This is a genomic window from Candidatus Tumulicola sp., assembly GCA_036490475.1.
In the GTDB taxonomy this organism is placed as follows: domain Bacteria; phylum Vulcanimicrobiota; class Vulcanimicrobiia; order Vulcanimicrobiales; family Vulcanimicrobiaceae; genus Tumulicola.
Map to the genome: position 1 here is coordinate 88,154 of DASXDT010000004.1, position 18,616 is coordinate 106,769.

The 18,616-nt window shown below is 61.4% G+C and carries 20 protein-coding genes; 5 read left to right on the forward strand and 15 right to left on the reverse strand.

What is annotated here, in order from left to right; translation table 11 throughout:
- Positions 1-10: 10 nt before the first annotated feature.
- A complete protein-coding gene (gene glpX, locus VGF98_03325) occupies positions 11-997 on the reverse strand; it encodes a class II fructose-bisphosphatase (protein HEY1680653.1) in 987 nt (328 codons plus the stop codon).
- A 57-nt stretch (positions 998-1,054) separates the two neighbouring features.
- Between glpX and VGF98_03330 the strand changes: the two genes are divergently transcribed.
- The 3 genes from VGF98_03330 to VGF98_03340 are packed head-to-tail and all read left to right on the forward strand — an operon-like array spanning position 1,055 to position 4,621.
- A complete protein-coding gene (locus tag VGF98_03330; GenBank protein HEY1680654.1) occupies positions 1,055-2,557 on the forward strand; it encodes a mannosyltransferase family protein in 1,503 nt (500 codons plus the stop codon).
- A 13-nt stretch (positions 2,558-2,570) separates the two neighbouring features.
- Positions 2,571-2,975 carry a GtrA family protein gene (locus VGF98_03335; GenBank protein ID HEY1680655.1) on the forward strand — a complete coding sequence of 135 codons (405 nt, stop codon included), beginning with the start codon at positions 2,571-2,573 and terminating at the stop codon, positions 2,973-2,975.
- A complete protein-coding gene (locus VGF98_03340) occupies positions 2,951-4,621 on the forward strand; it encodes a glycosyltransferase family 39 protein (protein HEY1680656.1) in 1,671 nt (556 codons plus the stop codon). Before VGF98_03335 ends, VGF98_03340 begins: the two co-directional genes overlap by 25 nt.
- Here the strand turns inward: VGF98_03340 and VGF98_03345 are convergent.
- From VGF98_03345 to proS, 6 genes are read right to left on the reverse strand one after another with little or no spacing between them, the layout of a single operon-like run.
- Positions 4,618-5,400, reverse strand: coding sequence for a hypothetical protein (locus VGF98_03345; GenBank protein ID HEY1680657.1), 783 nt, complete (start codon positions 5,398-5,400; stop codon positions 4,618-4,620). The genes VGF98_03340 and VGF98_03345 overlap by 4 nt on opposite strands.
- Positions 5,401-5,408: 8 nt before the next feature.
- Positions 5,409-6,068, reverse strand: coding sequence for a tetratricopeptide repeat protein (locus VGF98_03350; GenBank protein HEY1680658.1), 660 nt, complete (start codon positions 6,066-6,068; stop codon positions 5,409-5,411).
- A complete protein-coding gene (locus VGF98_03355; protein ID HEY1680659.1) occupies positions 6,058-6,954 on the reverse strand; it encodes a DUF2837 family protein in 897 nt (298 codons plus the stop codon). The genes VGF98_03350 and VGF98_03355 overlap by 11 nt, the downstream gene beginning before the upstream one ends.
- A gap of 7 nt (positions 6,955-6,961) precedes the next feature.
- Positions 6,962-8,218: a pitrilysin family protein gene (locus tag VGF98_03360; GenBank protein ID HEY1680660.1), complete on the reverse strand. Its 1,257-nt coding sequence runs from the start codon at positions 8,216-8,218 to the stop codon at positions 6,962-6,964.
- On the reverse strand, positions 8,218-8,781 hold the full coding sequence (locus tag VGF98_03365) for a hypothetical protein (protein HEY1680661.1): 564 nt from the start codon (positions 8,779-8,781) through the stop codon (positions 8,218-8,220). The genes VGF98_03360 and VGF98_03365 overlap by 1 nt, the downstream gene beginning before the upstream one ends.
- On the reverse strand, positions 8,765-10,222 hold the full coding sequence (gene proS / locus VGF98_03370; GenBank protein HEY1680662.1) for a proline--tRNA ligase: 1,458 nt from the start codon (positions 10,220-10,222) through the stop codon (positions 8,765-8,767). The genes VGF98_03365 and proS overlap by 17 nt, the downstream gene beginning before the upstream one ends.
- Before the next feature lie 78 nt (positions 10,223-10,300).
- Between proS and VGF98_03375 the strand changes: the two genes are divergently transcribed.
- Positions 10,301-10,900 carry a cob(I)yrinic acid a,c-diamide adenosyltransferase gene (locus VGF98_03375; GenBank protein HEY1680663.1) on the forward strand — a complete coding sequence of 200 codons (600 nt, stop codon included), beginning with the start codon at positions 10,301-10,303 and terminating at the stop codon, positions 10,898-10,900.
- A gap of 28 nt (positions 10,901-10,928) precedes the next feature.
- Positions 10,929-12,446 carry an amino acid permease gene (locus VGF98_03380; protein HEY1680664.1) on the forward strand — a complete coding sequence of 506 codons (1,518 nt, stop codon included), beginning with the start codon at positions 10,929-10,931 and terminating at the stop codon, positions 12,444-12,446.
- 18 nt (positions 12,447-12,464) lie between these two features.
- On the opposite strand, the gene VGF98_03385 is transcribed toward VGF98_03380, so the two are convergent.
- From VGF98_03385 to frr, 8 genes are read right to left on the reverse strand one after another with little or no spacing between them, the layout of a single operon-like run.
- Complete coding sequence (locus VGF98_03385) at positions 12,465-12,902, reverse strand: copper amine oxidase N-terminal domain-containing protein (protein ID HEY1680665.1); 438 nt, start codon at positions 12,900-12,902, stop codon at positions 12,465-12,467.
- A complete protein-coding gene (ispG, locus tag VGF98_03390) occupies positions 12,899-14,041 on the reverse strand; it encodes a flavodoxin-dependent (E)-4-hydroxy-3-methylbut-2-enyl-diphosphate synthase (protein HEY1680666.1) in 1,143 nt (380 codons plus the stop codon). Before ispG ends, VGF98_03385 begins: the two co-directional genes overlap by 4 nt.
- 2 nt (positions 14,042-14,043) lie before the next feature.
- Positions 14,044-15,171, reverse strand: coding sequence for a M50 family metallopeptidase (locus VGF98_03395; GenBank protein ID HEY1680667.1), 1,128 nt, complete (start codon positions 15,169-15,171; stop codon positions 14,044-14,046).
- Entirely contained in the window at positions 15,162-16,313 is a 1,152-nt protein-coding gene (locus tag VGF98_03400; protein HEY1680668.1) for a 1-deoxy-D-xylulose-5-phosphate reductoisomerase, read from the reverse strand. The genes VGF98_03395 and VGF98_03400 overlap by 10 nt, the downstream gene beginning before the upstream one ends.
- Positions 16,310-17,113, reverse strand: coding sequence for a phosphatidate cytidylyltransferase (locus VGF98_03405; protein ID HEY1680669.1), 804 nt, complete (start codon positions 17,111-17,113; stop codon positions 16,310-16,312). The genes VGF98_03400 and VGF98_03405 overlap by 4 nt, the downstream gene beginning before the upstream one ends.
- Positions 17,110-17,844 (reverse strand): polyprenyl diphosphate synthase, encoded by a 735-nt coding sequence (gene uppS / locus VGF98_03410; protein HEY1680670.1) that lies wholly within the window; start codon positions 17,842-17,844, stop codon positions 17,110-17,112. Before uppS ends, VGF98_03405 begins: the two co-directional genes overlap by 4 nt.
- On the reverse strand, positions 17,841-18,062 hold the full coding sequence (locus tag VGF98_03415; protein ID HEY1680671.1) for a hypothetical protein: 222 nt from the start codon (positions 18,060-18,062) through the stop codon (positions 17,841-17,843). The genes uppS and VGF98_03415 overlap by 4 nt, the downstream gene beginning before the upstream one ends.
- On the reverse strand, positions 18,059-18,616 hold the full coding sequence (gene frr, locus VGF98_03420; GenBank protein ID HEY1680672.1) for a ribosome recycling factor: 558 nt from the start codon (positions 18,614-18,616) through the stop codon (positions 18,059-18,061). The genes VGF98_03415 and frr overlap by 4 nt, the downstream gene beginning before the upstream one ends.

Sequence of the window (18,616 nt, forward strand, 5' to 3'; positions counted from 1 at the left end):
CGGAGCCGGATTAGCGGCCGGATCGGGCGCCGAGCCGGTGAATCGATTCGATAAACCGGACGGTTCCGGCCGAGTGCACGTGAATCGAGTGCGTGCGCGCTTGGTTTCCGTAGAAACGCACGCCGCGCACCAAATCGCCGTCGGTGATTCCGGTCGCGCAAAACACGACGTCGTCGCTCATAACCAGATCGTCGAGTTCCAACACGCGATCGAGCGAACCGAACCCCATTGCGATTGCGCGCTCGGCCTCTTCGGCATTCCGCGGTTCTAAGCGGCCCATAAAGTTACCGCCCAAGCATTTTATGGCGGCCGCCGCCAGCACGCCTTCGGGTGCGCCGCCGGTTCCCATCGCGACGTGAATGCCGGTCGTTTCGATCGCCGTCGCGATGCACGCATCGACATCGCCATCGGAAATCAACCGAATCCGAGCGCCGACCTCGCGTACTTCGCGAATGAGATCGGCGTGACGAGGCCGATCGAGAATCACGACGCACACGTCGTTGATCGGTTTTTCGAGCGCGTTGGCGACGGCTTCCAGATTTTCGCGAACGGGAGCATCGATATGCACGTACGGCGCGGCTTTCGCACCGACCGCGAGTTTCTTCATGTACGAATCCGGCGCGTGCAGCAGGCCTCCGCGTTCTGCAATCGCCATCACGGCGATCGAGTTGGGCAGCCCGTTGGCAACCAGGTTCGTGCCTTCGACCGGGTCGACTGCGATGTCGACCTCCACCCCGCCGAGACCGACTTCTTCGCCGATATAGAGCATCGGCGCTTCGTCGCGTTCGCCTTCTCCGATCACGATGCGTCCGGCGATTTCCATCTCACCGAGCGTCTCGCGCATCTTTTCGACGGCGGCGCCGTCGGCAGCATCGCGCTCGCCCCGGCCCATCCAGCGCGATGCTGCCAGCGCCGCACTTTCGGTCACTTTAACGAAGTCCAAGGAATGAACCGGGTGGTTCAAATCCGCTCGTGCGGAAGCTCGCGCCATATTCATGGGCTACAAGGGAAGCGGCGCATATCCTCTTAAACTTCGGGGACCGTGTCTGCTAGTATGCAACCCGCGCCGTCGCTGCAAGCGTTCGCGACGCGTTTCGGCGAGTCGATCGTGCCGCAATGGCTATGGGCGTCGTTCGTCGGTGCGTCGGGTGCGACGTTAGGCTTCTTCGCGTGGTATGCCCTGGCCGTTCCCTCGCGCGCGGCCGTGGCGGAACTCACGCTTCTGGCCGGCCTGGTGGCCGGTGCGGCTCTCGCGATCGTGGTCTGGAGCGAGTATTGTCGCTTTTTCGCACGCCGAACGGGATTGTCGCTCGGGCGTTCTTTGCAATACGACGCGGCGACCTGGCTGCCGTTCTTACTCTTATGGCTAACGTTCGTGCTTCCGCCGCAAGTGACGCACGGGGCGCGACTGCTGCTGCTTGCAACGGCGTTGTTCTGCGTCGCCAAACTATTGATTGCGGCCCGGTTCAACCAAACCGTCCGGGAAGTGCTACTCGATTTCGTGGCGACGCGTGCCGCAATCATCGTCATCGCCGAACTTGCGGCGGTCATCATCGGACAGCGCCCGGGAACGCACATCGAAGAGTCGCAGCACGTCCTGCTGTCGGTGTGGGGACGTTGGGATGCCGTTCACTACATCGATATTGCGACTCGCGGCTATCTCGGCACCGATATGGCGTTCTTCCCCCTCTATCCGCTCCTCATCAAGCTGGTCGGCGCCTTTGCCGGAAACCACCTCGTTGCGGGATTGCTTATCTCGAATGCGTCGTTTTTCTTCGGCCTGCTGTTTTTGTATCGTTTGCTCGAACGCGAATACGACCGGGCGGTTGCGCGGCGCGCGATCTTTTATGTGTCGATCTTTCCTACCGCCGTCTTCTTCTCGGCCGTCTACACCGAGTCGCTCTTTTTCATGCTGACCGTCGCGTCGTTTTACTACATGCGCGCCGGCCGCTGGTGGATCGCGGGAGCGATCGGATTTTTTGCGGCGCTCAGCCGGGTCGAGGGCGTGCTCCTGATCGTTCCGTTTATTATGGAATGGTTCGCGGCGATGCGCGCGCGGACGGCGTCACCGTTCGGCGTGCTGGCAGCCGGGCTGATTCCCCTCGGTCTCGTGACCTACATGGCGTATCTGTGGGTGCTGCGTGCGGATCCGTTGTATTTCTCGCACGTGCAGATTCACTGGAATCGACATCTGGCGTTTCCATGGGTAAGCGTCATCAATGCATTCGAGAAGATCGCGCATGCCACGACCGCCCTTCTCATCGCCAATCAATCGCTGGAAATCGCCTTCACGTTGCTGATGCTGGGAGTACTGGCGTTCGGCTGGAAGAGCCTGCGGCCGTCGTACATCGCGTACATGGCGCTGTCGATCCTCGTGCCGATGTCGACGTCGAGCCTGATGTCGATGCCGCGTTTCGCTCTGGTGCTCTTTCCGATGTTCGTCATCTTCGCTCGCTGGGGCGAGCGCCGCTGGGTCAACAACTTGATCTCGGCTTTTTCACTACCGTTGTTAGGACTGTATACGGTGTTGTTCGCCAATTGGTATTGGGTTGCGTAGCGCGGTGGCCCCGGTGACCTCGCGCCGGGGTGTCCGGCAGTTCATCAAGTTCGGGCTGGTCGGGTCGACCGGTTTCACGATGAACCTGATCGTGTTCACGTTGCTGCAGAAGGTCGTACCGGGACACGCGCGCCCGTTCGAATACAACATCATTTACACGGTGGCATTTCTGGCGGGCGGCGTTTCGAATTACTATCTCAACCGCATTTGGACGTTTCGCTCGACGCGAAACATCGTGCGGGAGGGCGCACAGTTCTTATCGGTATCGACCGTCGCGTTGGCGGTCGGCCTTCTCGTGTCGGCGGCGGTCAGCCCGTGGTTCGGCCACGGTCATAAAACGTGGTTCGTCGCCAACGTCTCGGGCATTTTCATCAACTTCTTTCTGAATAAATATTGGACGTTCAAACACGTGAACTAAGCCGGCCGCCGGCCTCGACGCCGCTGGCCCTGGCGCGCTGGTGGCCGGCGGTGCTCGCGGCGATCGTACTCGCCGGGCTGTGCTTACGTCTAAGCGGGATCGGCCATCCCATCTTGGACCATCCGGGATGGCGGCAAGGCGACACCGCGGCGATCGCGCGCAATTTTGCGCAGCTCCGGTTCAACGTCTTCTATCCGCAAACCACATATAACGGCCCACCACCCAACTACGTCGAGTTGGAACTGCAGATCGTTCCGTTTCTCAGCGCCGTCGTCTATCGAATCGCCGGTGTGCACGTATGGATCGGTCGCGCGTTCACGATACTGTTCAGTCTCGGAACGATCGTGACGCTGGCATACTTCGGCCGCCGGATCTTCGGGAGCGCGACGGCTGGGTTGTGTGCGGCCGCGTTCTACGCCGTTTTTCCGGGCAGCGTATATTACGGGCGAACGTTTATGCCCGACACCGCCATGGTCTTTTTTCTCACCGCTGCGCTGTACGCATGCGACCGCGCCTTGATGGACGTGCGGCCGTTTCGCTGGCCGCAGGTTGCGCTGCCCGCTACGCTGCTCGCGCTGGCCTACCTGGCGAAGCCGGTAGCGGTGGTCGCGATCGTCCCAGTCTGCGCGCTGTTAGTCCTTCGGTATCGCGCCGGGCGGCCAACCAATGCCGGCGCGGTTGCAGCGCTACTGATCGCGCCGGCGATCCTACTCGGATGGTACGACCATATCGTTTCGTCGCATGCAGAATGGCACTGGGCCAGCGGCATTACAACGCTCCACGTGCTTCCGGCGCTGCGGCAGGCGCTTACCAGCCCGGGCGCGTTGTTGGCCAAGTTGGCAGCATTCGGCAACGCGATCGGCCTCGTCCGTACGACCATGCTCGGGACCGCCGGCTTCGTGCTGGCGATCGCCGGCTTCGCCGTACTGGCGTGGTCGCGAACGAAGAACTCCATGTTGTTGTGGTCGTGGCTTGTCGCCGAGCTCGCCTACGTTTTCGTGGTCATGACCGTCGAGCACGTCGATTATTACGCCTATTCGCTGCTGCCGCTTTGCGCGCTGGCAATCGGCGGCGCTGCCGCACGCTACGTATCGATGCTGCGTCGTGCCGACGTTGCACCGGCCGGGCGGTGGGCATTAGGTGCGCTGTTGCTGCTGGCCGTTGCGGGCGTCACTATTCAAGGACGTGCGGCAGTTGCTCCGTATTACAAATACAACGTGCGCGCGTATACCGATGCGGTCGCGCTCGATCGGTGGTTACCGCCAAGTGCGGTTATCGTGCTCGGACATTACGGGCCGGACGTACAGTATTACATCGACCGCTTCGGCTGGGAAGAAGATCCGCTGCTGTGGACGCCGTTCGACGAACAGAGCGCCATCCGCAAGGGGGCGCGATACTTCATTTCGGTCGAGGATAATCGCCTGCGCCGCAACGTCGAATTGTGCGCGTGGCTCCAGCGCTTTCCGATGGCCGGCGCAAACACGGACTGGCCGGTCTACATCACCGATCCGCAACGGATACTTCCCGGTGCGGACCGTTTCTGGCGAGGGTTTCGCGTCGCCGAACGGCGGGGGCAGGGCCGCGCGTTCTTAGATGCGGCGAACGTTTGTCGCGTTGCGCCTCCCGGACTCGCTCAAACTCCCTAGGGCCCGATCGCGTCGAAGGTTTTTATGGCGCTGTGAAAAGCCTCCGGTGGAACCGAAATGTTTCCTCGATAGGGATAGTTCAGCGCGACCGTGAGAAACATTACCATTGCGATTAATAATCCTAAGGAACCAGTCATCAACTGCTGCATCAAGCTGTGACGGAATCCGAACAAAAACGTAAAACCCACGGTTATAACCGCTCCAGACACCAGCACGATCCACAGCAAAGGGTCGATTCCGGTAGAGTCTTCGGAGAGTCGCGTATCGCGGTCGGTTTGCGCGGAGTTGACGGACTCCAACATTTCGGCGTGCACGTCTTGCCGCCCCGGACCGTCGACGGGCAGTGCGCGGACGATCAAATCGACGCGTTCCAGCAACGCATCGGCTTTGGCCGATTGACCGCCATGCCGCATCAACGGCCATTCGTCGTTAATCACCGATTCGGTGTACGCGCGCACCGCTTCGCGCAGTTCCCGCGATTGTGGAAACTGATCGGCATCGCGGTAGATTACGGAGAGCTTGGTACCCTCGTCGAAGCTGCGCGCCTCGGCCTGTTGGTAGCGTTCCCAAACTCCGATCGTCACGAACGCAAGCAAAACGGCATACACGACGCCGATCACGGCGAGAATAAACCCCGCCAGGTCGTTGTGGGCCATCCGCACTTCGCGAGATGCGAACCGATCCACGAGGTAGCCGACGGTAATCGTCAGCAGCATAAAGCCACCGACGATCACGACACCGGCGCCCGCGGTCGGCAGCGATTCGATCCAGACTTCCATCGGTCTCCTTAGGGCAGCGGTAGGATCGACGCGCCGGTCGTTTCGGCAGCCTCACCGGCCGCAGGGCGCACGCCCGACGTCACCAACTGCCGGTAGGAAATGAGATGATTACCGTTCTTGACCAAATCCAATTGCATCTCGTAGCTTCGTTTAATTGCATCGCTTAAATCGCTCGCGTCGAACGTGTACTGAAACCGCCTCAGGCTACGCAACAGCAGCTTATTTGTCAAATCGAGCTGTGCGTATGCTCGCTGCAGTTGCATGCCCGTCTCACGAAATGTGGGGTAGTTCGATACGACGATCTCGCGTTGCAGTCTGGCTTCGTCTACCGTACGTTTGAGTGCCGCCAGCCGAACGCTCTGCGAATCGTACCGCAGGCCGTCGCCGATCGTCGCAAGCGCGTCGTCGAAATTGCCGCGCGCGTATTCGGACTGTGCGTATGCCGCGGCCGCGCGGACGTAGCCGGCGCGGGCGCGCGGGTCCTCCGGATCGACCCGCAAAGCCAGACGATACGATAATTCTGCGTCGCGCACGTTTCCAACGGCAAGCGCCTGCGATCCCTGATGGACCCGCACGTTCACGATCCAATGCTGAATCGACCCCGCACAGCCCGACAGGGCGACGCATGCGGCGGCCGCCGCAAGCAACCGGATTCGCTTACCCGCCATGATTTACCAAATGAGCCACGATCTTTATCACCTCGGCCGCCGGCCACAGCAGCAGTTGCGAGAGCACCCAGCCGGCGATGGCCGTCACGGACAGGTAGAATACCATCGAGCGAACCTCCTCGTGATCGCGCTCGCCTTTCACCGCTTCATCCACGATGATCGAGGACGTCGGGTCGACGAAGAACGTGAAGGCGACCGTCCCGATGCCATTGATGATTCCCGAGATGCCGATGGCCGTACGCGTCACGTTGACGTCGAGAACGCTGGCATAGTACGCCGCCACGACGCCGATTGCGTACACGCCGGTGACGACCACGTTGAACACCAGCAGGCGCCGCGGGATTCCCTTCAGTGAAAATCCACGAATCTCGGAGAAACGCGGCATCCGCAGCGACCGAAAAAGATCCCCGATCACGCGCGGAGAGAAGATACGCACGATCGAGTGGGGCATCGACTTGGTCCGCTCGAACGAACGGACGCCGCGGACGTACAAGTACGTGAACGTCGGCAGCAACATACTTCCGATGGCCGTCCCGACCGTCCCGGCGATAATGATCGCTCGCAGCTGCCATTCGAACGTGTGCTGTACCGCCCCAACCAGCTCCAACCGGATCGGCAGCGAGAATGGCGAGTTATGCGCGAGTAACGAGCGCACCGCATTACCGGCAGTGTCCGACAGTGGGCCCAGCATCAGCGTATAGACCAGCGTCGCTAGCCGGCTGGCCGTAACGAAGAGATTGAACAACGACGTGGAGGTCGCGATGCGGCCCGTTCTAACGCCGGCCAGTCGTGCCGCATAGGCGCCGATCTGAATCGCTTGGACGATCGCGTTGATCAGCAGCGCGATAACGAGTTGCCAGGTCCAAAAGTGGACGCCGACGAGCACGCTCGGGTTAGGCTGCGTCACGACTCCAGGAAATGGTCGACTCTTCGACCGGGCCGACGACGCAAAGCCCCAGATTGCCGGGATCGAACCGCTCGGTGGCCAGTTGCACGACGTCGGCGGCCGTGACCGCATCGATCCGGCGCTCGATTTCTTCTTGCTCGATCTGCCGCCCGAATGCGAACTCGTTGCGTCCTAAACGGATCATGCGACTCGAACTCGACTCGAGCGACAGCGTCAAACTTCCCTTAATGTGCTCTTTTGCCAGCGTCAGTTCGTCGGATTCGACGGGTGCTTCGCGCAGTTTTTGCAACTCCGCAACCATCAGGTCGACACATTCGGAAACGTTTTTTGGGGACGTTCCAGCGTATATGCCGAACAGTCCGGCGGCGCGATAGGCGGCTTGAAACGAATACACCGTGTACACCAGTCCGCGCTTCTCGCGAATCTCTTGAAAAAGGCGGCTGGACATTCCACCGCCGAGCATCGTATCGAGTACCGATAATGCGTAGCGGCGATCGTCGGTCGCCGATAACCCTTGCGTCCCGAGGATACAATACGCTTGCTCGGAGTCTTTTTGTTTGATCGCTCGGGCCGGCGTCATCGCGGGCGTTTCTAAAACGAACGGCCGACCAACGCCGGAAAATTCTGCGAACGCACGCTCGACCCGATGTGCGAACTCGTCGTGATCGACGTTTCCGGCGGCGGTGACCACGACCGAGTTCGGCGCATATCGCTCGCGCATGTGCGAGCGTAGATCGTCGGGCGTTAGGCCCGAAACGGTTTCGGCGAAGCCGATCGTCGGCTCGCCGAGATTCGATCCATTCCACATCGTTTGCAAGAATAGATCGTGAATCAACTCGTCCGGGGAGTCTTCATACATCTTAATTTCTTCGAGCACGACCTGCCGTTCTTTGGCCAGCTCCCCGGCGTCGAACAACGAGTGCAAAAACATATCGGAGAGCACGTCCAGGGCGAGGGGCAAATGGCGATCCATCACTTTTGCGTAATAGCAGGTCGCTTCTTTATCGGTAAAGGCGTTCAGGTTACCGCCGACCCCATCCATGATTTGCGCGATGTCGCGCGCGCTGCGGCGGCTGGTGCCCTTGAACAGCATATGCTCGACCATGTGCGAAACGCCGCGGCGTTCGTGCAGCTCGAGCGACGAGCCGACATCGGCCCACACGCCGATCGTCGCCGAGCGCACCGACGGCATACGCTCGGTAATGACGCGTAATCCGTTTGGCAGCGTGCTTTTGCGATACATTACGAGGTGGCCTTTAGAAAGGCGCTGCGAACCCACTCGCGGTCCCAAAACGCAGCGTCACCGGCGGCGAGGCGCGTGATCGTCGCGGCATCGCTCGCCGCGTGCGGGACGGATAACGTGAACACCACTCGCGAGGTCGGGCGAGCCAAGTCGCCACTAACGATAATGTCGCGCGTCACATCGATCGGGACGCTGGTCCAAACGTCGACTTCTTCTGCGGACGGCGCGATTGCGAAGGCGGTACGAATCAGCCATGCGACTTGGTCGACGAACTCCCGTTGCGTGATCGGCTTGTGAAATTTCACGCCCCACATCCGGATTCCGAGCACCAGATGACCTCCGAATTCGTTGGCCGAGATTTGGCTCACTTGCGCCGGCAGCATCGAGGCAAAAACGCGGTCGCCGATCTGGGTCGCGATATCCAGACGATTGCCCGACGCGCGCGCGCTAGCATCCAGCTCCGCGACCGACGGGGAAGCGGCAAATGCCGGCGACGCGCCGGCAGCCGGCGCAATCATCGCGCACGCGAGTGCGAGCGATACGCGATTAATACGACTGCGCAAAATAGGCGTCCGTGATCGCCGGCTCCCCGCACGCGACGCAGTTAGCTCCCGGCCGCGACAGCGGGCGAAGGTTGCGCGTCGTCGCTCCGGTTTGCGCTTTGACCGTAGCTTCGCAATCGGCCCGGCCGCACCACGGAATATCGATCATTCCAGCACGTTCGGCGCACATCGCGAAAAACGCCTCACGTTCGCGCGGCGCCACCGTATGCGAATGCAGATACTCCGAGGCCTGCAGGTAGAGCGACCGTTGAATTTCGTCGAGCAAACCGGGCAATACGTCCGGCAGATCGCTCAAGGCAATCGTGGTTTTTTGCCCTTCGGCTCCCTTGTCGCGATCGCGTCGAACGACGACAGCAGTTCCCGCGTCGACGTCACGGGGGCCAAGCTCGACGCGCACCGGCACGCCGCGCACGTCCCACTCGCCGTACTTCCAACCAGGCTGATGGTCGCGGGCGTCGACCCGAACGCGATGTCCGCGGGCGGACAACACTGCGGCAGCGTCGCGGCAGGCCGCGATCGCACGTTCGTCGCCGGAACGAACGATCGGGACGAACACAACCTCGATGGGCGCTAACTTGGGCGGAACGCGCAACCCGCGGTCATCGCCATGCATCATAATCACCGCGCCGAGCATCCGCCACGACATGCCCCACGACGTCGTGTACGCGTGCTTGATCGTGCCGTCGGCGTCGGCGAACGTAATGTCGTACGCGCGAGCGAAGTTTTGTCCCAAATCGTGCGACGTGGCCGATTGCAAGGCGCGGCCGTCGGGCATTAGCGCCTCGATCGAATACGTTTCGACGGCGCCGGGAAACCGTTCGCTCGCGCTCTTGATGCCTTCGTATACCGGTAGCGCCGCAACCTCGCGAGCGAAATGCGCGTACACGTCGAGCATGCGCAACGTTTCTTCGCGCGCCTCCGCGGCGGTCGCATGCGCCGTGTGGCCCTCTTGCCACAAAAACTCCATCGTGCGCAAGAACGGACGCGTGGCTTTTTCCCAGCGCACGACGTTCGCCCACTGATTGATCAGAATCGGAAGATCGCGATACGACTCGACCCACTGCGCGTACATCGTTCCGATGATGGCTTCGGACGTCGGACGAATGGCCAGTCGCTCGGTCAGCTCCTCGCTGCCTCCATGCGTAACCCACGCGACTTCGGGCGCGAAGCCTTCCACGTGTTCGGCTTCTTTAATTAAGAGACTTTCGGGAACGAGCAGCGGGAAGTAGGCGTTTTCATGCCCGGTCGCCTTGAAGCGTATGTCGAGATCCCGTTGCAGGTTTTCCCACATTCCGAAGCCGTAGGGGCGCAGCACGACACAGCCGCGGACCGGGGAATAGGAGACGAGTTCGGCCTTCAGGCAGACGGCGGTATACCAGGCGGAAAGATCGGCCGCTTTCGGGGGAATTTCCCGAACGACCGCCGCTTGCGATTGCGACATGACCGGCCCGGCTTCGCGCGACCCTAGGCGCCGGCCTCCCACTCGGAGCCGGAGCATCGCGCGGCGAAGGCTTATCCGATGACGAAACGCACCCGATTGTATACGCGCACCGGCGACGATGGCAGCACCGGCCTGGTCGGTGGCGAGCGTATTCACAAAGATTCCAAGCGGATCGAAGGCTATGGGACGGTCGACGAGCTGTCGAGTGCGATCGGCGTCGTTCGCGCCGCCCTCCGCGCGCACGACGTACCGCGCGCGCTGCGCCTGGACGCATGGCTCTCGTGGACGCAGGACACGCTGTTCGATCTCGGAGCCGAACTTGCTACGCCGCCCGCAAAGCGTTGGGACGATATGCCGACGATGGGCCCTTCGCAAATTGCGCCACTCGAACGCGCCATCGATGAAGCCGACGCCGATCTTCCGCCGTTGCAGACCTTCATCCATCCCGGCGGATCGGATGCCGGAGCTGCGCTCCACCTGGCTCGCACGATTTGCCGGCGCGCCGAGCGCCGCGTGCTCTCGCTGCGTCGTGATGATTCTACCGTGTCGCCAGAAACGGTACGCTATCTGAACCGGCTTTCCGACGCGCTGTTCGCTTGGGCGCGTTGGATCAACGACGGACTCGGAGTTCCAGAACATCGCTGGACATCGAGGGCCCAGCCGCCTGCAGGGGACTAGCTTGGTACCCCTGCGAACCGCAGGCTGAATGTCGTTTCGCAGCGCGTTGTTCGCCACGACCAGCGTCGATAAGCTTCGCGAGCTTGGAAGCCAGAAGATTCTGCGGCGCGCGCTCACCGCCAAAGATTTGATCGCTATCGGCATCGGTACGATGATCGGCGGCGGCATCTTCACCACCATCGGTACCGGCGTCAAGGGCGCGGGACCGGCGGTCATCATCTCGTACCTACTGGCCGGCATAACGTCGTTTTTTGCAGCCTTGTGCTATGCCGAGCTGGGCGCGATGGTTCCCGTGGCCGGCAGCGCGTACACGTACGCCTATGCGACCATGGGCAAATTATTTGCGTGGATCATCGGCTTCGCGCTCATCTTCGAGTACGGGATCAGCGCCGCACCGGTCGCACAGCAGTTTTCGGCGTCGCTCCAGGACGTTATGAAATCGATCGGCTTAGCGTTGCCGTATTGGGCGCAACAGTCGAATCTGATCATCAACGGGCCGTGGTGGAATCCAGGCAGTTGGGACCTGCTTCACTCGCAATGCGACGTTCTGAGCGCGCTGTTCGTCCTAGCGCTCAGCGTGCTGCTCTCGATCGGTATCCGCGAGTCCGCCACCACCAACAACATCTTTGTCGTTCTAAAGCTGTCGGCGCTGTTCGTTTTTGTCGTAGCGGGCCTGTTCTTATTCCACGCGTCGAATTTGCACGATTTCAACCCGATCGGTTGGGGAACGCTGCACCCGTTCGGCGGCGCGGCCGAGTCGGCGCAACCGTACGGAATCATCGCGGTGGGCGCGTTCGTCTTCTTTAGTTACATCGGATTCGACACTGCCACGACGACGGCCGAAGAGTGCAAGAATCCAAAGTTCGACGTACCGGTCGGCGTCATGGGCGCCCTGGCGGTCGGCACGATCGTGTATTGCGCGACCGCGATCGTCCTGGTCGGAGCGGTGCCGTGGAATCACGTTCCGATTAAAAACCCGCTCGTCTACGCGCTCGCTCCGCTGCATATGCCGATTCTGAACTGGGTCATTACGATCGGCGTGCTGGCGGGAACGACCAGCGTCGCACTGTCTTCGCTGTTAGGTCAATCGCGAATTTTTTACGTGATGGCGCGCGATAAGATGCTCCCGCCGGCGGTCGCAGTCATTCACCCGCGGTTCAAGACGCCGTTGCGTACGACCATGGTCACGGGCGTCGCGGTAGCGATACTCTCGCTGATCGTGCCGCTGAACAACCTGCTGAACCTGGTCAACATCGGCACACTTATCGCGTTTTCGGTCGTCTGCGCAGGGGTGCTGTACCTCCGCAAGCGCAAGCCCGATTTACCCCGCAGCTTCCGCGTGCCATTCGTCCCGCTCTTCCCCATCTTGGGAATTTTGTGCTCGCTGTTTTTAGCGATCTTCGGGCTCTCACGCACGACGTGGGTATGGTTTTCCATCGCGCTAGTGGTCGGGCTGATCTTCTTCTTCTCGTACGGGTTCCGAAAATCGAATCCGGCCGAAATTACCGCCGTCGAGGAACCCGCGGGACTGCCAGACTACATCTAGCGCACCGGTACGCGGCTTTTATCTGATCGTGCGAACGTCGATGCGCTGGGCGCCGCGATCGTAGTTCGCGTGCAACTCGAACGCATCGGCTAAAACGTTGAGGTCGACCATCACGCGGCCACGCACGCGAAAGGGTGGATGCTCGAGCATCAGCGGGTGGCCGTTGATGGCCGCGGCGGTCTCGCCCACCTTCACGTGCAACGATCGCGCTCCACGCACCACGTCGACTCCACCATTGGCATGCTGAATCGTGCGTACGCCGACGCCTTCGGCAACCGTGCGCAAGGGAACAAAGACGTGATTGGACGTGGTCGCGATCGGCGACACGTCGGACGCCAACCGCGTGCCGTCGATCCGCATCTCAACCGGCCGTGCGAAAGCCACCAGGGCCGAAGCGAACGTCGCGGATACGACGATCGCGAGCAATGCCTTCGCGCCGAGCGGACGATAGGTCACGTGGCGGCGCCGATTTCGTGCGAGAAATCGGGATACTTCTCGGCGATCACTTTTTCGATTTCCAGCCGCAACATGCCGAGCAATTCGCTCTCCGGATAGGTGCCGACCAACTCGCCGGCGCGATAGATCGCGCCTTTGCCTTTGCCGCCGGCGACGCCGACGTCGGCCATCTTGGATTCGCCCGGACCGTTGACGACGCAACCCATGACGGCGACTTTGACGGGCGCGTTATATGACTTCGCGATCGCTTCGACCGAGCGGCCGAGTTCGAGCACGGAAATCTCCGCACGTCCGCACGAGGGGCACGCCGTTATTTCGAAGCCTTTTTCGCGCAATCCAAGTGATTTCAGGATGCCCCAGCAGACCGGGACCTCCTCGATCGGATCGTCGGCCAGCGATACGCGCAGGGTGTCGCCGATGCCCTCGAACAGCAGAATGCCCAAGCCGATCGACGACTTGATCGTTCCGTCGCGCAGCATGCCCGCTTCGGTGATACCGAGATGGAGGGCGTACGGCGTTTCGCGCTCGCGAAGCCGGCGATCCATCAGCCGGTAGGCTTCGACGGTCGTCAGGACGTCGTGTGCTTTGAGAGAAATTGCGATGTCGGTATGGCCGTGCTCCTCGAGCATCTCGACATGCCGCAATGCCGACTGCACCATCGCTTCGGCGGTGAGGCCCAGCGTCTTCTCCAGGTCGGGCGCCAGCGAACCCAAATTGACGCCGACGCGAATCGGAATACCGCGCGCTTTCGCTGCGGTTACGACTTCGGCTACCTTCTTGGGGTCGCGGATATTGCCCGGATTGAGGCGCAGTTTAGCGACACCGGCTTCGATGGCCGCAAGCGCCATCTTGTGATCGAAGTGAATGTCTGCAACGATCGGAACGGGCGAGCGATACACGATCGCCGGAAGTCCGGCTGCGTCGGGCGGATCCTTGACCGTCACGCGGACGATTTCGCAACCTTCCATGGCCAGACCGTAAATTTGCTCGAGCGTTTTGTCGGAGTCGGCCGTATCGGTGGTGGTCATCGACTGAACGGCAATCGGATGATCGCCGCCGATCCAAACGCTTTTGGCGTCGGCTTTGCCCGTCTTATTCTGTAAAAAAATCGGCTTACTTTGACGACGCAAACGTAACACGACTACATGACTCCGTTTCCGCTCGCGATGCGAGCGATATCGTGGAATGCGACGATCAGCATCAGCGCCATCAACGCGGCGAATCCGGCAACGTGTACCATCGCCTCTTTTTCGGGATCGACCGGGCGTCCGCGAAGCAGTTCGGCGACGATGAACGCCGCGCGCCCTCCGTCCAGCGCGGGAATCGGCAACAGATTAAAGAGTCCGAGCGCGAACGAAATCGTCGCTCCCAGCCAAAAGTACGGCCCCCAGCCCCAATCTTCGATCGTCGTCGCGACCTGGCCCATGCCGATCGGGCCGGATATTTGTGGCGCGTACTGTTTAAAGTGCGTCGCCAGAAGCACGATGCTTCCGACGGTTTGGTCGGCGATGTCGCCAAACTGCTTTGCGCTGGTGGTGATAGCCGTGCCGAGTCCCACGCGTTCGTACACGGGAACCGGCGTAAAGCCAATGCATCCAAATTTTTTCCCGGCTATCGGACACAATTTCGGCACGACGAAGACTTCAGCGCGCTGGCCATTACGCTCGTACACCAGGTCGAGCTTCTTGTCGAGCGACGCATGGATGGTGTCGATCAACGCCGTGCCGCTGGCGATCGGACGGCCGTTGAGTTCGACGATGCGATCGCCCGCCCGCATCCCGGCGGCGGCGGCGGGCGAGCCTGCGACCAGAATTCCGACGACCGGCTGCATACCGTTTCCGGAAACACCGAAGGTGATGGCCGAAATCAGTAAGATCAGGAAGCAGAGCAAAAAGTTGGCGGCCGGACCGGCCAGCACGATGGCCAGCCGCTGCCACGGCGACTTGGCTTGAAAGTTGTCGCTCGTCGTGGTTTCGGTGGTGCGGAACTCGCGCTGCTGCTCGGCCTCGGAAGACTTGCCATCCTCACCCTGCATCGCGCAGTAACCGCCGATCGGCAGCAACCGTATCGAATAGAGGGTCCCGCTACGTGGCGACGTCCAACCCAAAAGTTTGGGACCCATACCGACCGCAAACTCGTTGACGCGAACGCCGGATCGACGCGCGACGATAAAGTGGCCGAACTCGTGGAGCACCACGAGCACCGATAACATGGCCAGAAACGTTACGACTTTCTCGATGCCGACGAGGTTCACAACGGCTAACGACACACGGGCCTTTCCATGCGTTGCACGATCCGTTCGGCCGCGCTGCGAGCGGTCCGATCGGCGACGCGGATTTCTTCGAGCGTCAGCTCGGCGCGGCCCGTTTCGGACATCGCCGTTTCGATGACGGTCGGGATCTCTCCAAACGCGATCTTTCGTTCGACGAACGCAGCGACCGCGACTTCATTGGCGGCCGACAGGGTCGCTGGAGCCGTCCCCCCGGCGGCCAAGGCCTCGTACGCTAATCGCACGCACGGAAAGCGCACTGGATCGGCGGCTTCAAAATCGTAGCGGAGCGGCGCCTCGCCCCGGCCGCCGATGGCATCCAGCACCGACTCGTCCTGCCAGCCCGAAGGCGTTCCGGGCAAGCGGTCCGGATAGGCGAGCGCGTACCCGATCGGCACCCGCATGTCGGGAGCCGCGAGCTGCGCTTTGACGCTTCCATCGGTGAAAATAACGAAGCCGTGTGCGATCGACTGCGGATGGACCACAAATCGCACCCGCTCGCCGGGCAACCCGAACAATCGGCTGGCCTCGATCACTTCCAAACCTTTATTCATCATACTGGCCGAATCGATGGTGTTTTTCGTCCCCATATTCCACGTGGGATGCGTCAAGGCGGCCTCGACGCCCGCCGAGGCGATCTCCTCTGCGGACCAGCGCCAGAACGGCCCGCCGGAGGCGGTCAACACGATCTCGCGCACGGACTCGCGACGTTCGCCTTCCAAACACTGAAAGATGGCGCTGTGCTCGCTATCGACCGGCAGAAGAGACGAACCGCTCGCCGACGCCGCCGCAACCAACAACTCGCCGGCAGCAACGATTAATTCTTTATTCGCAACCGCGATGTCGATGCCACGCTCCACTGCGGCAAACACGGCGTCGAACGCGACCGCGCCATCGGTGGCGGCCAAGAGCACGTCGGGCTTCGATTCGAGCGCAACGCGCAGCAGAGCTTGCGGCCCGTCTTCGGCCGTCGTCGCGATTCCGGGCCGGAATCGCTCGGCTTGTTCGCGCAACAGCGAAACGTTGCGCCCGGCAGCGAGGCCGACGACCGTAAAGCGATCGGGATGCGCCGATATGACGTCTAAGGCTTGCGTACCGATCGAGCCGGTCGAGCCGAGAATGGCTACACGCCGTCGCTTCACGATACTTGCAACACTCCAACGACGTGCAGTAGCGCGAAAAACGTTACGCCGCCGAACAAATACGAATCGAAGCGGTCCAGCACTCCGCCGTGACCAACGATCATCGCTCCGGCATCCTTCACGCCGGCATCACGTTTGAGCGCCGACTCGACGACGTCGCCCAGTTGCGCGGCGACGGACGTCAGCGATCCGAGCACCACGCCCTGCCACCACACCAAATGCAGCTGCGGAACGAGCGTCGCGGCTGTAGCGAAACCGGTCACGATGACCAGCGCTCCGACCGACCCCTCGACGGTCTTTTTCGGAGAGATCTGCGTGAGCGGATGCCGTCCGACAACCGTTCCGATGACCATCGCGAAAATGTCGGTTAGGGCGATCGTCAGAATCACATAGAACGTCAGCCATAGTCCGTTGCCGTCGATCGCGCGCACGAACACGAAATACGTCAGCAACTTGCCGATATACAAAACGGCGAGTAACGTGTAGGCAGTGCGCGCGAAATAACCCTTTTGTTCGCCGTACATCCCGATGCAGAACGCCGCCACCACGATTCCGGCAAGCAGCACGCCTTCCCAACGATGCAACACGCCGAACGCGGCCATCACGATGTAGGCGCATACACCCAGGACTGCAACCGGATACTCGAGTGGTTGGCCTTTTCTCTCGCAAAGCGCGTTCAGTTCGTAGATAGCGCCGAATCCGATTCCCAGAAGCAATATATCGAACGTCCACGGTGACAGCGTACAAGCAAATCCAATGACCGCCACCACGAATCCGACGACGACGCGGCGGAGGGTCACGCTCCTCCGAAACGGCGCTCGCGCTGCCCGTATTCGCCCAATGCGTGCATCAGATCGTCGCCGGAAAAGTCGGGCCAAAAGACATCGCTCAACACGAGCTCGGCATAGGCAGCCTGATACAATAAAAAGTTCGAGAGCCGCCGCTCGCCGCCCGGCCGGATCAACAAGTCGAGCTCGGGGAGTCCCGCGGTATAGAGATAGCGCTGAATCAGCTGGTCGTCCACGGCCTCCGGGGCGATGCGCCCGGCGGCGACGTCGGTTGCGATCGCGCGAATGGCGCGTTCGAGCTCTGCGCGGGAACTGTAGTTGACCGCGAGGTTGAGCAGCAGTCCGTCGTTGTGCGCGGTCGACGCTTGTAAGTCGTGCAGTGCGGCGCGCGGGCGCGGAGGCAGCGATTCCCAGTCACCGATCACACGGACGCGTACGTTGTTACGACGCAATTCGTCGACTTCGCTGCGCGCGAAATACACGCACAGGTCGAACAACAGCGAGATCTCACGCGCGTCGCGATTCCAGTTCTCAGTGGAAAATCCGTAAACCGTCAACACCTCGACGCCGGCGTCGCTGGCGGCCCGGGTGGTTCGACGCAAGGCTACAATCCCGCGGCGGTGTCCCTCGATTGCCGGCAGTCGCCGCATCTTGGCCCAGCGCCGGTTGCCATCCATAATGATAGCCACGTGCCGCGGAACGGCGGCCGGCCGTAGCTCGACGGCGGAAGCGGGGTCGATCATTGGGAGTCTCGCGGATCGTCGAAGAGTGCGTCTACGCGTTCGTACGACTCGTAACCGACGGTAAGCTCCGTTCGATCGTCGCCGGAAATCACGCGCAGAACGCGCAGCGTTCCGCGCCCGACCCAGTGCCCGAAGGGCGCGAGCAACGATACCCGTAAGCGGCGGGCGTCGAGGGCGCGTCGAGCGTCGACCTCCGGGAGCAGCACGAGCTCGTTCACACTTCCATTATTTCTTTTTCTTTGGCGGCAGCGAGACCGTCGATTTCCTTCACGTAGCGGTCGGTCAGCTTCTGCAGCGTATCTTGCATGCGCTTCGATTCGTCTTCGGTGATGTCGCCGGCTTTGAGCTGCACCTTAATGTCGTCGTGCGCCTTGTGCCGCACGTTGCGGACCGCTACGCGGCCATCCTCGGCCTTCTTCTTGACGACCTTGGCGAGCTCTTTGCGGCGATCTTCGGTCAGCGGCGGCACGATCAGGCGGATCGTCGTGCCGTCGATGTTGGGGGTCAGCCCGATGTCGCTCTTTTCGATCGCCTTTCGAATTTCCGGGACGACGCTTTTGTCCCAGGCGGTGATCGTCAGCGTACGTGCGTCGGGCGCGTTGACTCCGGCTACCTGGTTGAGCGGAACGGGCTGGCCGTACGCTTCGACCTGCAAACGATCCAGCAGTGCGGGCGTGGCCCGGCCGGTTCGAATCGTAGCAAAGTCGCCTTGCGTCGCCTCACCGCACTTGCCCATACGATTCTCGACGTCTTTGAAGAACGAGTCGCTCAT